The sequence below is a fragment of the Candidatus Arsenophonus phytopathogenicus genome (genome assembly GCF_056113345.1).
This window is the reverse complement of record NZ_JBUIOB010000017.1, coordinates 1,778,584-1,794,551: the sequence shown is the minus strand read 5'-3', so window position 1 is coordinate 1,794,551 and position 15,968 is coordinate 1,778,584. Positions and strand designations below refer to the sequence as shown.

The following is a 15,968-nucleotide window of genomic DNA, read 5'->3' as shown; positions in this document are numbered from 1 at the left end:
CATTTTTATAAAACTTAAAACACCAGACATGATCACAAACAATAATCTGCCCAATTCTCTTTAGGATTTAGGCATAAACAAATTTAAATATAAAAAAAGCGGGGTATAAATAAGGGAATAATGGGTGACATAATTTAACAATTATTAACAGCAATGGTGCTGCGCAACCAGCCCCCTATTTTACGTTGATAAAATGGCTGCGTATTGCGCACAATAAAATGATCGATACCTGTACTATTCGGTTGCAAAAAATAAAAATCAACTGACTGATTAGCTTCCAGATAATCAAGCGCCATGCTTCCTAACTGCGGAATTAATAGTTGCCCTTCTTTTTCATAGCCAATATTAATTTCTAAAGCAATAAGCATAACCAACGCTTCTACTGCAGTATCATCCTCCGCTTGCAGTAAAAAAGCACGGCGTATGATTTTATGTTGTTGGAAAAATTGACATAGCACATTGATTAATTGTTGCGGCATAGTTTCAGGTATGCGCAATTTAATGACACTACCGCCTGGCACCGTTATGGTAGTCATCAGAGCGGCTTGATTAATTTTATCAGCTGCCATTTTAGCTTCTTTCCTAACTAATACTCTTTTGCTAACTAATTATTTACCCGTGGAAATAATATTTCTGGGTAAATAATCATACCAAATAACCGCTATTTTGCTTTTTTTAGCAATAGTCTAGCAATCGTCCTGACGCCAATGCCAGTCGCACCTTCCGCCCATAAATTCACAGTAGATTTACGATAAGCCGCCGAACAATCGATATGTAACCACCCCTTATGATAATTTTCAACAAAATGAGATAAGAAAGCAGCAGCGGTGCTGGCGCCCGCAGTATGAGAAGGTGATGCAATATTATTGAGATCAGCAAGTCCAGAAGGTAATTGGCGTCGATGAAATTCAGCTAAAGGTAATCGCCAAAAGAGTTCATTTTCCATTTCTGCTGCTGACATCAATTCAGCCACCAATTTGTCATCAAAACTCAATACCGATTGATAATCGTTACCTACCGCGATTTTGGCAGCGCCAGTTAACGTAGCAGCATCAATAATTAATGCTGGTTTTTCTTTGCAAGCATCAATCAATCCATCTGCTAAAACCAGTCTTCCCTCCGCATCGGTATTCATAATTTCAACAGATTTGCCGTTACGGTAGCGAATAATATCACCCAATTTAAAGGCATTACCACTAACCATATTATCGGCAATGCAGAGGAAAAGTTTTACTCGTTGTTTTAAACCTCGGCTTATTGCTAAGGCTAACGCTCCAGTTAGCATAGCTGCCCCACCCATATCGGCTTTCATTGAATTCATTGATGAAGATGGCTTTATGCTATAACCACCAGAATCAAACGTAATTCCCTTTCCTACTAAACAAGCAAATACCGGTGCTTTTAAATTGCCAGTTGGATTATAATCCAGCACTAATAATGCAGGTGGGCGGCTTGAGCCACGGCCTACAGTATAAATTCCGCTATATTTCTGTTTGGCTAACTCTTCACCCTGAATGATACGGTAGTTAATATTATCTTTTACTGTTTCACATAATAAATCAGCGCTACGCTGAGCCAGCTGTTCAGGCGATAATTCTTCAGCCGGTGCGTTAATAATATCGCGTACCCAATCAATAATTCGGATGCGATACTGTAGCTCTTTTTTTCATTTTCAGATAAATTTGACCATTCAATCGAACGCGCTCCCTTAGGTGCTCTGAAACCTTGCCAAAATGCCCAATTTTTTTCCAAGTCCCAGTCATTACCTGCTAACAGCACATGACGAATGCCTTGACTGTCCAATCTACGACCAGCACTCTGGATGGCACACAGTTTTGCTTGTGGCTTCAGATGAATGACTATCCCTTGTTCACTAGAACTGATTAATGCATTCTTTCCCCAACAAGGCGCCGCTGCTTGATAAGATAGCGAGACTTGCATGATCTGCTTTTCCATTCCCTCTTCCCACCTTAGTTTGTCATATTGTGTTTATGGAATAATTGATAAATATAAGATATTAATTATAGAGGTTATCATGAGTTAATAAATTGCACGATGAGTGATAGCAATAAAAAAGCTGGCAATTCTCAGCTTTATATGTAATTGATTGCTTTAATCAGTCATTATTGATATTCATCAAGCCATATTAATAGAATGGCTTCTAGGATCTTTTCATTTGAAGCTTGCGGATTGTCATTAAAATTGTCTAATTGGCAAATCCATTGATGCATATCGGTAAAACGAACCGTTTGCGGATCAATATTAGGATATTTATCATAGAGTGCCTTTGCAATTGCACGGCTATCAGTCCACTTTAAACTCACCATCCCCTCCTGCAATTAAATATAAGGATCAATGCTCTCTGGCATGATTGATCGTATATCTAGGAATTTCTATTACCAGATCTTCGTTAGTCACAATAGCCTGACAACTTAAGCGGCTTTCAGGCTCTAACCCCCATGCTTTATCTAGCATGTCATCCTCTAGCTCAGAACTTTCTTCCAGTGAATCAAAACCTTCACGAACAATACAATGGCATCTAGTACAAGCACAAGATTTTTCACAAGCATGTTCAATATCAATACCACTACGTAAAGCAGCATTAAGAATTGATTCACCTTTCTCGACTTCCACAACCGCCCCTTCAGGGCATAACTCTTTATACGGTAAAAATTATTTTCGGCATTATTATATCTCGTCCACAGAATGACCTGATAATACCTGACGAATAGAGACATCCATACGTCTGGCAGCGAAATCCTGTGTTTGCTTATCCAGTTGTTTAATTGCATTTTCAATCGCGACAGGGGAGGAGCTTTCCTGTGTGCAGTTAACTAATTTATTTACAGCATTATCAATTGCTGCTTTTTCTTCTTTATTCAATAAATGCGCATCTTGTTTTAATGCAGCCATTAAACTTTCTATTACCCGAGCAGCTTCAACTTTCTGCTCAGCAAGACGACGCTCTACCATATCATCTTGAGCACTAGTGATTGAATCAGTGATCATATTGGCAATTTCTTCATCGGTTAAACCATATGAAGGTTTAACTTGAATTGATGAACGAACACCAGTTGACTTTTCTACTGCGCTGACATTCAATAATCCATCTGCATCTATTTGAAAAACGACCCGAATATGCGCTCCGCCGGCAGCTAGTGGCGGTATCCCACGTAGGGTAAAACGCGCTAACGAACGACAATCATTAACCATTTCACGTTCTCCTTGGACAATATGAAATGTCATGGCTGTTTGCCCATCTTTGAAGGTAGTAAATTCCTGTGCCTTAGCGATAGGCAGTGTCGTATTGCGTGGGATCACTTTTTCAACCAGGCACCCATGGTTTCTCAGCCAAGCGACAAAGGAGTAACATCCAGTAGCAATATTTCACTATCAGGTTTATTACCAACTAAAATATCTGCCTGAATAGCCGCCCCAATAGCAACAACTTTATCCGGATCAATTGAAGTTAATGGTGTAAGGCCAAAAAATTCTTTAACCATAGAAACCACCAACAGTACACGCGTCGAACCCCCCACCATGACGACCTGTAAAACATCATCGATATCAAGCGCTGCATCTTTCAATGCGCGACGACAGGTTAATAAAGTGCGTTTGATCAATGGCCGAATTAATGTGTTTAGCGGCTCCCTTGACAAAACCCCTCGCCCAACCATTAATTTCAATCTCAGTATGGCTACAATTCGTTAATGCTATTTTAGCCTGGCTGGCTATATTTAAAATCTGTCGCTGTAGGCGATGATCTTGGCGATCAGCAATACCCGCTTGTTGATATACCCAATCCACCAGTAGATGATCAAAATCATCACCTCCTAATGCCGTGTCTCCGCCTGTTGCCAAAACTTCAAATACGCCACGCTTTAACCTAAGAATGGAAATATCAAAAGTACCACCACCCAAATCATAAACAGCAATGATACCCTCTTGTTGTGAATCTAAACCATAGGCAATAGCAGCCGCAGTGGGTTCATTCAATAAACGTAATACCTGTAATCCGGCCAACCGCGCCGCATCTTTAGTTCCTTGACGTTGTGCATCATCAAAATAAGCAGGCACAGTGATTACTACACCGTCTAATCTACCATTCAATGTTTCTTCTGCCCGCTGCACCGACGACTTTAATATCTCAGAAGAAACTTGAATAGGATCAATTTGCCCTATGGCTGTCTGGATCAGCGGTAAGCCATTTTTACTTGCTGTCAATTGGTAGGGTAAATTAGGATAACGTTGCTGGATCTCAGCCAGTGAGCGGCCCAATAAGCGCTTAGCTGAAATAATGGTATTAGCCGGATCTTGTTCTACTTTTGCTTGCGCTTGCTTGCCTACTGTAATACCCGTTGGTTGATAACTAACTATTGAGGGTAGCAATTCATATCCTGCTGGATCAGGCAGTGTTTCCGCTTTTCCGCTGCGAACCGTTGCAATCAACGAATTTGTGGTACCTAAATCAATACCAGCGGCTAAACGGTGCTGATGTTGCATCGACGACATGCCCGGCTCACTAATTTGTAATAATGCCATAAAATTTACTCTAAAAACGATTGAATAAGCGCTCTTCCAATTGTTCAACTTGTTGCTGCAACTTATCAAGAAAACGAAGCTTCCGAACAGTATCAGCTGCATTTATCCACTGTCACTATTTAATTGTTTTTCCATTTCCTGTAAGTAGCTTTTTATTGTTTTAACTAAACTAGAGGAAAACAAGGCTAATGCCTCTTCTACTTGAACACTGGTTTTCGATACACTCCAATTCTTCACGTAGCGCAAGCTGCTCCATCAAAAAAGCTGTATCATGCATAGTATATTGCTCATTATTGATATCAAATCATATAAAGTGAGCATATATTCAGCACGTTTCAAAGGGTGCTTCAAGGCTTGATAAGCAGTATTAATTGTCGCAGCCTGTTGCAGTACAGATATTTTGTCGCTTTCAGATTGGTTAGCAAAGCAATCAGGATGATACCGGCGCTGTAATTCCTGATAACGGTAAGTTAATTGCTCAAGATCAATAGAATATGAAAATGTCAGACCGAAAAGGGGAAAATAATCCATAAATGCTCTAAGTTGAAAATATTAAATAGACGGTTAAAAAATTTATCACGTCGTCTATTTAGTTTTGGACTTAACAAATAATAAATAAATTCTCATACGTTAAAGCTTTCACCGCAGCCACACTCATTTTTGCTGTTAGGATTGTTAAACTTAAAACCTTCATTAAGACCTTCTTTAACAAAATCCAATTCTGTCCCATTGAGATAAACAATGCTTTTACCATCAACGATAACTTTTACGCCTTTGTCTTCAAATACTGTATCGTCTTCGTTAATGATATCAACAAATTCAAGCATATAAGCCATGCCTGAGCAGCCAGAAGTCCTAACGCCTAAACGTAATTCTTCACCTTTTCCTCGGTTATGTAAGAAAGTCAGAATACGCTCTGCAGCATTTTCTGTTAGAAAAATTAACATACAACACCTCTCAATCAAAACCAGTGCAGGCGGATACTATAAACAAAAATAAAATAACATCACGCCTAAAAGGGATTTTTATATTAATTATTTGCTTTACCGTTTATTTTTATAGTCTGCAATGGCGGCTTTAATCGCATCTTCTGCCAAAATAGAACAGTGAATTTTAACCGGAGGCAGCTCTAATTCTCCTGCAATAGCCGTATTTTTGATAGTCTCCGCTTCATCCAGTGTCTTACCTTTCATCCATTCCGTTACTAATGAACTAGAGGCAATGGCCGAACCACAACCATAAGTTTTAAAACGCGCATCTTCGATGATGCCTGCGTCATTAACTTTGATCTGAAGCTTCATGACATCACCGCATGCAGGTGCCCCTACCATCCCACTGCCCACAATTGGATCATCATTATCGAACGAACCTACGTTACGTGGATTTTCATAATGATCAATTACTTTCTCACTATATGCCATATTGTAAACTCCTTAATCCGTCTATTAATGATGAGCCCATTCAATGCTATTAAGATCGACACCCTACTTATACATCTCCCATAGCGGAGAAAGATCACGCAGCCGACCTATCGCATTATGGATTAGCTGGATGGCATAATCGATTTCTTCTTCTGTGGTGAATCGACCAAAGGAGAAACGAATTGAGCTATGAGCTAACTCATCATTCATTCCCAATGCCCTTAGTACATATGAAGGTTCGAGGCTTGCCGATGTACACGCGGAACTTGATGAGACAGCCAAATCTTTGAGTGCCATCATCAATGATTCACCTTCTACATAGTTAAAACTGACATTCAGAATATGAGGTGCACCACTTACCAGGGAGCCATTAAGATAAACTTCTTCAATATTCTTAATGCCGTTCCATAAACGTTGGCGTAAAGCATTTAATCTATCAGACTCTACCGCCATTTCTGCTTTAGCAATCCGATAAGCTTCGCCCATTCCTACAATTTGGTGGACAGGTAATGTTCCTGAGCGCATGCCTCGTTCATGACCACCGCCATGTTGTTGGGCTTCAAGTCGAATACGGGGTTTACGACGCACATAAAGTGCACCTATTCCCATTGGTCCATACAGTTTATGTGCTGAGAAAGACATTAAATCAACTTTTAGTTTACTCAAATCAATCGGTAATTTACCGACCGCTTGGGTAGCATCAACATGAAAAAAAATTCCTCTATTGTGGCAAAGTTCGCCAATAGAGGCAATATCTTGAATGATTCCAATCTCATTATTGACATGCATGATAGAAACCAAAATTGTATCACCACGCATAGCCGCTTCAAGTTCATGTAAATCAATAAGACCACTATTTTGTGGTGAAAGGTAAGTCACTTCAAAACCTTCACGCTCAAGTTGACGGCAAGTATCCAAAACCGCTTTATGCTCAGTTTTACTGGTAATGATATGTTTACCTTTTTTCTGATAGAAATTGGCAACCCCTTTCACTGCCAGGTTATCTGATTCAGTCGCTCCTGAAGTAAAAACAATCTCACGCGGATCCGCATTGACTAATTCAGCAATCTGATTTCGCGCAATATCAACAGCTTCTTCAGCCCGCCAGCCAAAACCATGAGAGCGCGATGATGGATTACCAAAATTGCCATCCATTGTCATACACTGGATCATTTTTTCAGCAACACGAGGATCAACCGGTGTAGTCGCCGAGTAGTCTAAATAAATCGGTAGTTTCATTAACTTACTAGCTCCATAAGACGAAAAACGTCTCAAAATTTTATCACTTTGCAATTATTCTATTTTGTAGAACCGTGCAATTTATGCTCGTATATTAATAATGGGTTCGGATTGATGAATCGCTCTCACATGGTGTTTATCGTTATCTTGACGATCAACAACTTCTTGATTATTGACCAATTCTTCTAAGCTAATACTACTAAGAAAACCGGTAATACGGTCACTTAAATCACACCACAGTGCATGGGTCAAACAACGCTCTCCTCCTTGACATCCTTCTTTTCTTCCTTGACAACGAGTGGCATCAACAGACTCATCAACAGCAGAAATCACTTGAGCGATAAAAATATTTTTCGCTTCCCGACCTAATAAATATCCGCCGCCAGGGCCACGAACACTGGAAACCAGTTCGTTTTTGCGAAGTCGAGAAAAAAGTTGCTCAAGATAAGAAAGAGAAATGCCTTGACGTTCCGATATATCAGCCAATGGCACAGGCCCTGTCTTTGAATGCAATGCCACATCCAGCATGGCTGTTACTGCATAGCGTCCTTTAGATGTGAGTCTCATAATATATCCCCATAGTTAAATGTGACAAAAATTGTGTCATTCCAGAATGTTTTAGTTAACTATTTAATCTAGTAATTCACTCAACTATTATTTATGCCATTTTTCAATTGATGTGAGAATACCACGCAAAATATGGAGTGCCTGCACTTCGGGACGCGCTCGAGTAAATAAACGTCGCAATTTATTCATGATTTGCCCAGGGTGACGCTTTCTGATAAATCCAGATACATTAAGCACTGCTTCAAGATGGTTATAAAATCGTTCTATATCCTCAAATGGCGGATATTGTACCCTATCTTCATTATCTACCGAGGATTTTTTTTCATTTATTGCTAGGTATGCCATACGAATTTCATAACTGATCAATTGAACAGCCATGGCTAAATTGAGTGATCCATATTCAGGGTTGGTTGGAATATGAAGATGATATTGGCATCTCTGTAGTTCTTCATTTGTTAAACCAACTCGTTCGCGGCCAAAAATGATAGCCACCGGAGAATTTATTGCCTGGCGGACAGTTTTTTCGCCACATTCGCGAGGCGTTACCTGTGGCCATGATAACGCACGATCGCGCACACTCGTTCCAATTACCAAGCTGCATCCAAGCAAAGCTTGATCTAATGTTTTCACGATAGTCCCTTGACCAATAACATCACTGGCGCCAGCTGATAATGCAATAGCCTGTGCATCCGGCAATATGATTGGATTAACTAAGTACAAATTAGTTAGTCCCATCGTTTTCATCGCACGGGCAGTTGATCCCATATTTCCGGTATGCGAGGTTTCAACCAAAATAATGCGAATATTTTCTAGCATGATTCTCTTTATTTGGTGTTAATAATCAGGCTATTCTACCACAATCATAGTCATGTTGACGAATCTCTGTTATACTGCCGAACTTGCTTAAACCTTGTTCTTTAACATTCCAGTGGAAATAACCCATGCATCCAATGATAACTATTGCTATACGGGCAGCTCGCCAAGCAGGTAACTTTATTGCTAAAAGCTATGAAAAACCTGACTCTATCGAAATAATGGCAAAAGGCCAAAATGATTTCGTGACCAATATTGATAAAAAAGCAGAACAAATCATTATTGAAGTCATTCAAAAATCTTATCCTACTCATACCATTATTACCGAAGAGAGTGGTCAAATACTTGGTGAAAAAAATGATATTCAGTGGGTTATTGATCCTTTGGATGGCACAACCAATTGCACTAAACGCTTACCCCATTTTGCCGTCTCCATCGCAGTACGTATTAACGGCCGTACAGAAATCGCCGCTATCTATAATCCTATGCTTAATGAGCTATTTACTGCGGTACGTGGGCAAGGTGCACAATTAAACGGTTACCGCCTTCGTCTTAAAAATAATAATGAATTAGAAGGGGCAATTATTGCCACGGGTTTTCCTTTCAAAGCTAAACAACATGCAACTGCATATATTAATATTGTCGCTAAACTATTTAAAAAATGCGCCGATTTTCGCCGCACAGGTTCAGCGGCTTTGGACTTAGCTTATGTTGCTGCTGATCGTGTCGATGGCTTTTTTGAGATTGGCTTAAAACCGTGGGATTTTATGGCTGGAGAACTATTGGTGCGTGAAGCCGGTGGAATTGTAACCGACTTCGTTGGCGGACATAATTATCTCACCTCTGGCAATCTGCTAGCTGGCAGTCCAAGGATAGTGAAAAAAATGGTGCTAGAAATGCAGACCGAGTTAAGCGATCCATTGAAATGCTAAACAATGTGCTTAAAAAGCAATAGCCAAAGTTATATTGAGTTAATAATGTCTTGATGGCGTAACTTTGTCATTTACTAATTGGTGAAGGCTGCAAATGGTAAAAATTCACCATGGTTTTAATTAGTTAAATAAACCCGCTAAATATTTTCAATATTTACTCTTGTTGTCGGTGCTTTATTGCTTAATTGGATATAAAACCCCTATTCCTTTTTCAGACATTAAGGGATATTTTAATGATTAGCCAGCTTGTTTAGTTTTAATATAAAAATTTTTATCTGCATAGTTGGTTAATATTTATCTGTTATTCAAATTAAATGAACAACTTTAACTTAATTGTTTGGCTATTCCATCGAATTTAATGATGTTATTTTTTTTATTCGGGCGAATAAATAGTGCTGGAATGGCAATCAATACCATTAACCAAAATACCCAGTTATGGTGAAAAGGTAAATGTTCATAAACAAAACCTACCACAATTGTCACTAGCGCTAAACCACCTCCTAGTCCAAATGCCGAATAAAATGCTTGCAGCGGAATAATTTCACCTTCGCTACGTGCACTAATAAAACGCATTGCCGCTAGATGACAAACAGTAAAAGTACCACTATGTAAAAGTTGGCTAACTATCAGTATTGGTAAAGTGGTAAAATAGGCCATTAATCCCCAACGAACAACCGCACAACTAGCTGATAACAATAATAATCCACTTACCTGCCAATGACGGAAAAGGACATGGTTAAAGGTAAACACAATCACTTCAGCAACAATACTTAAAGGCCATAACAGGCCAATAATACCATCGGAATAACCCACTTCTTGCCAATAAATTGAAGAAAAACCATAATAGTCCGCATGAGAAGCTTTTAATAAGGTAATGCACAGTAAAAAACGCCAGACTGAGCTATCGGCTAATAATTGCTTCAATGATATAGTTGTATTAACCATTTGGCGATAAGTGGCTTTAGGCATAACTGTAGGTTGTAATAACATCGCCAACAGCATAATGATTATACTGACAAGTAATGCGTAAATAATTATTTTATGTCCTCCGCTATTCGCTAAATAACCGATCCAAGAAGCGCTAATAATAAATGCAATCGAACCCCAAACCCTTAATTTTCCATAATCAAATGTTAACTGTTTTGCCAAGTCGCGGCTAACGCATCGGTTAAAGGTATCATCGGTGAAAAGAAGAGATTGAAAGCCAACATGATAAATAATAACCATAACCAATGTGAACTTACGGTAAATCCAACAGCAAAGAGCAGCGTTAAGCCAGCAAATAGACGCAAAGTCGTAATTAGGTGATAGGCTCATTTCACTATCGGTGCGATCATTAAAGAACCAATAAAACGAGCGGTAAGGCCGGCGGCTAGCAAGATACCGATTATATCAGCCCAAACCCTTCACCATTTAGCCAAATCACGATAAAAGGCAAAAAATGCCATAAGCAAAAAAAATAAGTAAAATAATCTAAAGCAAGCCAACGTGTTGATGGAATAATCATTATTTATTCCCATTTGATTATCGATGTAAAAAGCCCGTTTCAGTTAACAACTAAAACGGGCCGAAAACAGATGACTAAATTTTAACTTATTTATGCATAAACAGGAAACCGTTGGCAAATCAACAATACTTTTTGTTTTACATTTTGGATCACGCTTTCATCATCAATCTTACCCAAAATATCACATATCCAATTGACCAATTCAGCCGATTCTTTTTCTTTAAAACCACGACGAGTAATGGCGGGTGAACCAATACGAATACCTGAAGTAATAAATGGGCTCTGAGGATCATTCGGTACACTATTTTTATTGACGGTAATATTAGCGCGACCCAGCGCAGCATCTGCCTTTTTACCTGTGATCCCTTTATCCACTAAATCTAATAAAAATAAATGGTTTTCAGTTCCACCAGAAACAACCTTGTAACCACGTTTGATGAAAATTTCCACCATCGTTTTCGCATTTTTAGCCACTTGCTGTTGATAAGTTTTAAATTCAGGCTCCATCGCTTCTTTTAATGCAACCGCTTTACCAGCAATAACATGCATTAACGGACCACCCTGAGCACCAGGGAATACGGCAGAATTTAGTTTTTTGTAAAACGCCTCATCAGCACCTTTAGCCAAGATCAAACCACCACGAGGGCCAGCCAAAGTCTTATGGGTAGTGGTCGTCACGACATGTGCATGAGGAACAGGGTTAGGATAAACGCCAGCAGCGATCAAGCCAGCGACATGTGCCATATCAACAAATAAGTAAGCACCAATACTATCTGCAATTTGACGCATTTTAGCCCAATCAACCACGCCTGAATAAGCAGAAAAACCTCCAATGATCATTTTAGGTTTATGCTTTTGTGCCTGAGTGGCTATATCGTCGTAATCAATTTTACCCTCTTCATCGATACCATAAGGAACGATATTATAAAGCTGACCGGAAAAATTGACGGGTGAGCCATGGGTTAAATGTCCACCATGTGCCAAATTCATGCCTAATACCGTATCACCAGGTTGCAATAAAGCCATATAAACAGCGGTATTAGCTTGTGAACCTGAGTGGAGCTGAACATTAGCAAAATCCGCATCAAATAAAGTTTTTGCTCGATCTATAGCGAGTTGTTCGACAATATCAACATATTCACAACCACCATAATAACGTTTACCAGGATATCCTTCGGCGTATTTATTCGTAAGTTGCGAACCTTGAGCCTGCATAACTCTTGGACTGGTATAATTTTCTGAAGCGATTAACTCAATATGCTCTTCCTGACGCTTAACTTCATTTTCCATTGCCTGCCATAGTTCTTGATCATAATCTGCAATATTCATTTCACGCTTTAACATTTACTTCTCCTGACTCAGCCACATTTTAAATCTTTATTCAACTAAATGACTATCACACAGTGTAAACTCTTTTAGCTCACTGAGATAGCCCAAAAATAAAAAATTACGCAAACGATTGCCACATCCGAATTATCAAATAAAAACATTTCTCAATAGCGATTTTGTTGCCAATTAAAATATGCTAATTCAATCTCAGTTTTACAATTAATTATTTACTTTTAACATTAAACAATTTAAGTTGCATATTAAATGTAACTTATAAACTCTGACCAAAACTTAGGAACTTTATATGATAGATACTCAAACTATCGCGACCGTCAAATCAACTATTCCTCTTATTGTCTCCACCGGCCCTAAATTAACCGCTCATTTTTATCAGCGTATGTTGCAACATAACCCTGAATTAAAAGATATTTTCAACATGAGTCATCAAATTAATGGTGAACAAAGAGAAGCTTTATTCAATGCCATTTGCCTCTCTGCCAGCAATATTGATAATGTTTCAGCCTTACTGCCTGCCATTGAAAAATCGCCCAAAAACATGCCAGTCTGAATATAAAACCTGAACATTATTCGATTGTAGGTCAACATCTATTGCATACCATTGATGAGCTATTTCAGCCTGGAAAAGAAATTATTGATGCCTGGGCTAAAGCTTTTCACGTACTAGCCGATATCTTTATTAACCGTGAAGAGCAGATCTACCAAACTAAATGAAGAGCGTATCGGAGGTTGGCCAGGTTTACGTCATTTCAAAGTGGCTAAAAAGATCCCGCGCAGCGAAACGATCACCAGTTTTCAATTTATTCCAGAAGATGGTAATGAAGTAGTCGATTTCCGCCCTGGACAATATTTAACTATTTACCTACAGGATAATGAAAAACTCACTAATCAACAAATTCGGCAATATTCATTAACCAATGCACCTAATGGCAAAATTTATTGTATCGCTGTAAAACGTGAAGAAACAGGAAGTGTGTCAAACTATCTTCATAATGAGATAAAAGAAGGTGACACCGTCAAACTGGCACCACCCTGTGGTGATTTTTTTCTCGCCGTTAATGCCGATACACCAGTAACACTAATTTCAGCCGGTGTCGGCTTAACGCCGATGATAAGTATGTTGGAAAAGTTACATCAGCAACAACATAAAGCACCACTGAATTGGCTACACGCGACAGAGCATGGTGGACATCACGCTTTGCTAATGAAGTAAAAAATAAATTAACCAATTTTACTCATGGCTTCAGTGCCGTTTGGTATAACAATCCACGATAACAAGACAGACCACAAGAACAGTACCAATACCAAGGGTTAATGGAGCTGTCAAAAGTAAAAGAGCAGCTTAATCTTAAAAATATGCATTATTACTTCTGTGGTCCAGTCAACTTTATGCAATTTATTGCCAAACAGTTGCTCGCCATGGGAGTAAATACCAGTCACATCCACTATGAGTGTTTTTGGACCACATAAAGTTCTTGAGGGAAATGAACAATAATAATTAAAACCCTCCCTAAAACCAGGGTTAGTGGTAACAGGTGGAACAAAAAGTTACAGATTCCATATCAACTCCTTTGTAACTTTCAACCATCTGTTACCCTTTAAAATCAAATAGCCGCTTCATCCTGCTCGCCGGTTCGAATACGGATCACATGAGCAATATCATAAACAAAAATTTTGCCATCACCAATTTTTCCTGTTTGTGCCGTCTGTATTATCGTTTCAATACAACTGTCAACAATATCGTCCGGAACAACAATTTAAATTTTTACTTTAGGCAAAAAATCAACCATATATTCTGCACCACGATAAAGTTCTGTATGACCTTTTTGGCGGCCAAACCCTTTTACTTCCGTCACTGTCATTCCGGTTATGCCGACATCTGCTAAAGCTTCTCTTACATCATCCAACTGGAAGGGTTTGATAATTGCATCAATTTTTTTCATCAAATTATCCTATTATCACCAGTTTTTACGACCAAAAGCCGAAGTAATTGGGTAACGCCTATCCTTGTTGAAATTTCGCATTGTAACGCGCGGACCTATCGGTGCCTGACGCCGTTTATATTCATTAATATCAACTAACTTGATCACTTTACGAACTGTTACTTCATCAAATCCAGCTGCAACTAATTCACTGACCGATTTATCCTGTTCAACATAACCTTCCAGGATCGCATCCAATACAGCATAAGGGGGTAAATTATCCTGATCGAGCTGCCCTGGCGCTAACTCAGCAGAAGGCTGCCGTTCGATCACGCGCTGAGGGATGATTGGTGAAATCGTATTTCGATACTTTGCTAGCTCAAATACTAACATCTTTGGTACATCTTTAAGCACCGCAAACCCGCCGGCCATATCACCATAAAGAGTGGTATAACCAACGGCGGACTCACTTTTGTTACTGGTCGTTAATACTAAACGGCCAAGCTTATTCGATATTGCCATCAGAATGATAGCCCGACAGCGAGCCTGCAAATTCTCTTCGGTTGTGTCGGGCGCCATGCCGATAAATAATGGTGACAAACCTGCCATAAATGCATCATACATAGCTTCAATAGATATTATCGCAAATTCAATATCTAACAATGCTGCCTGCCCTTTGGCATCATGGATACTCATTTCAGCGGTATATTTGAAAGGCATCATTACTGCCTGAACTTTATCTTTACCTAAAGCATCTACTGCAATAGCCAAGGTTAAAGCTGAATCAATTCCGCCTGATAATCCCAAAATAACGCCAGAGAATCCATTTTTATTGATATAGTCACGGGTTGCCATGACTAATGCTTCATAAACCTGGGCTATTGGTGATAAAGTTTTTGCTGAATTAGCCACTGGCAATGGTTCATCATCATTAAATTTACACTGGAGAACTTGCTCAGCAAACTGCGCTAAATAATGCGTTATATCACCCTTGCCATTGAATACTTTTGATCCGCCATCAAAGATGAACTCATCTTGTCCACCAACCTGGTTTAAATAGACAATTGGTAATTGGGTTCTTTGGCAGTGTGATTTTAATAATGTTGAACGAATATGGGGCTTTTCATGATTGTAAGGTGAAGCATTAATGATAATGAGGACATCAGCTCCTTGGGCTTTAATTGCATCAACTGGCTCATCAAACCAGACATCTTCACAAATTAAAAAACCTAACTTATAACCTTTAAATGGTATTACACAAGTTTCGTTAGCTGAATGAAAATAACGCTTTTCATCAAAAACACCATAATTAGGCAATTGTTGCTTAAAATATTGCGCCACTAACTGCCCCTGCCAGAAAAATGACAATGCATTATAACATTTTTCGTTTTGCCAGCATGGATGACCAACAACAGTGGCGATATTTTGACTAGCGTCTTTCAGACGATCAAGCTGTTTGCTACAGCGTTGGTAAAAATCCGGCCGAAAAAGTAAATCCTCGGGCGGATAGCCAGTTAAAGCTAATTCCGAAAACAGAATAAGATCTGCCCCCTGTAACTGTTGAGCCTTAGCTTCCTGCAACATGCGTTCACAGTTGCCTTCAATATCACCTACCAGCCAATTTAATTGTGCTAGTGCAATATTCAGCGTTCGGTTCATAAAATTTCATTCTCCAGAC

Annotated in this window: 11 protein-coding genes and 6 pseudogenes; 2 read left to right on the top strand and 15 right to left on the bottom strand. The window is 39.2% G+C overall.

The genetic code is table 11. The features are described from left to right. Nucleotides 1–134: 134 nt before the first annotated feature. From AC01GB_RS13165 to trmJ, 11 genes and pseudogenes are all read right to left on the bottom strand, one after another. On the bottom strand, nucleotides 135–569 hold the full coding sequence (locus AC01GB_RS13165; RefSeq protein ID WP_474452163.1) for an enhanced serine sensitivity protein SseB C-terminal domain-containing protein: 435 nt from the start codon (nucleotides 567–569) through the stop codon (nucleotides 135–137). Nucleotides 570–661: 92 nt separating this feature from the next. Continuing rightward, nucleotides 662–1,956 (bottom strand): annotated as a pseudogene (pepB, locus tag AC01GB_RS13160) (aminopeptidase PepB). A gap of 167 nt (nucleotides 1,957–2,123) precedes the next feature. Next, nucleotides 2,124–2,324: a Fe-S cluster assembly protein IscX gene (gene iscX / locus AC01GB_RS13155; protein ID WP_474452410.1), complete on the bottom strand. Its 201-nt coding sequence runs from the start codon at nucleotides 2,322–2,324 to the stop codon at nucleotides 2,124–2,126. A 28-nt stretch (nucleotides 2,325–2,352) separates the two neighbouring features. Further along, a pseudogene (gene fdx / locus AC01GB_RS13150) lies at nucleotides 2,353–2,686 on the bottom strand (ISC system 2Fe-2S type ferredoxin). 2 nt (nucleotides 2,687–2,688) lie between these two features. Next, nucleotides 2,689–4,542, bottom strand: a pseudogene (gene hscA / locus AC01GB_RS13145) (Fe-S protein assembly chaperone HscA). Nucleotides 4,543–4,552: 10 nt separating this feature from the next. Next, nucleotides 4,553–5,073: pseudogene (gene hscB, locus AC01GB_RS13140) on the bottom strand (co-chaperone HscB). Between the two features lie 92 nt (nucleotides 5,074–5,165). Further along, nucleotides 5,166–5,489, bottom strand: a complete 324-nt coding sequence (gene iscA, locus AC01GB_RS13135) for an iron-sulfur cluster assembly protein IscA (protein WP_474452162.1) — start codon at nucleotides 5,487–5,489, stop codon at nucleotides 5,166–5,168. Between the two features lie 96 nt (nucleotides 5,490–5,585). Next, nucleotides 5,586–5,963, bottom strand: coding sequence for a Fe-S cluster assembly scaffold IscU (iscU, locus tag AC01GB_RS13130; RefSeq protein WP_474452161.1), 378 nt, complete (start codon nucleotides 5,961–5,963; stop codon nucleotides 5,586–5,588). Between the two features lie 63 nt (nucleotides 5,964–6,026). After that, complete coding sequence (locus AC01GB_RS13125) at nucleotides 6,027–7,202, bottom strand: IscS subfamily cysteine desulfurase (protein WP_474452159.1); 1,176 nt, start codon at nucleotides 7,200–7,202, stop codon at nucleotides 6,027–6,029. 81 nt (nucleotides 7,203–7,283) lie between these two features. Then, the gene (iscR, locus tag AC01GB_RS13120; protein WP_474452158.1) at nucleotides 7,284–7,769 is read right to left on the bottom strand and encodes a Fe-S cluster assembly transcriptional regulator IscR; all 486 of its coding nucleotides are present in this window, start codon (nucleotides 7,767–7,769) and stop codon (nucleotides 7,284–7,286) included. Between the two features lie 87 nt (nucleotides 7,770–7,856). Beyond that, nucleotides 7,857–8,585: a tRNA (cytosine(32)/uridine(32)-2'-O)-methyltransferase TrmJ gene (gene trmJ / locus AC01GB_RS13115; RefSeq protein ID WP_474452157.1), complete on the bottom strand. Its 729-nt coding sequence runs from the start codon at nucleotides 8,583–8,585 to the stop codon at nucleotides 7,857–7,859. A 125-nt stretch (nucleotides 8,586–8,710) separates the two neighbouring features. Between trmJ and suhB the strand changes: the two genes are divergently transcribed. Beyond that, nucleotides 8,711–9,514 (top strand): inositol-1-monophosphatase, encoded by an 804-nt coding sequence (gene suhB, locus AC01GB_RS13110; protein ID WP_474452156.1) that lies wholly within the window; start codon nucleotides 8,711–8,713, stop codon nucleotides 9,512–9,514. A 324-nt stretch (nucleotides 9,515–9,838) separates the two neighbouring features. On the opposite strand, the gene AC01GB_RS13105 is transcribed toward suhB, so the two are convergent. Beyond that, nucleotides 9,839–10,831 carry a 3-phenylpropionate MFS transporter gene (locus AC01GB_RS13105; protein ID WP_474452155.1) on the bottom strand — a complete coding sequence of 331 codons (993 nt, stop codon included), beginning with the start codon at nucleotides 10,829–10,831 and terminating at the stop codon, nucleotides 9,839–9,841. Nucleotides 10,832–11,111: 280 nt separating this feature from the next. Further along, nucleotides 11,112–12,365 carry a serine hydroxymethyltransferase gene (gene glyA / locus AC01GB_RS13100; RefSeq protein WP_474452154.1) on the bottom strand — a complete coding sequence of 418 codons (1,254 nt, stop codon included), beginning with the start codon at nucleotides 12,363–12,365 and terminating at the stop codon, nucleotides 11,112–11,114. 289 nt (nucleotides 12,366–12,654) lie between these two features. On the opposite strand from glyA, the pseudogene hmpA reads away from it, so the two are divergent. Then, a pseudogene (hmpA, locus tag AC01GB_RS13095) lies at nucleotides 12,655–13,863 on the top strand (NO-inducible flavohemoprotein). Between the two features lie 109 nt (nucleotides 13,864–13,972). On the opposite strand, the pseudogene glnB reads toward hmpA, so the two are convergent. Together glnB and AC01GB_RS13085 are read right to left on the bottom strand one after the other, a co-directional pair. After that, nucleotides 13,973–14,311 (bottom strand): annotated as a pseudogene (glnB, locus tag AC01GB_RS13090) (nitrogen regulatory protein P-II). Between the two features lie 15 nt (nucleotides 14,312–14,326). Beyond that, nucleotides 14,327–15,949, bottom strand: a complete 1,623-nt coding sequence (locus AC01GB_RS13085) for an NAD+ synthase (RefSeq protein ID WP_474452153.1) — start codon at nucleotides 15,947–15,949, stop codon at nucleotides 14,327–14,329. Nucleotides 15,950–15,968: the final 19 nt, after the last annotated feature.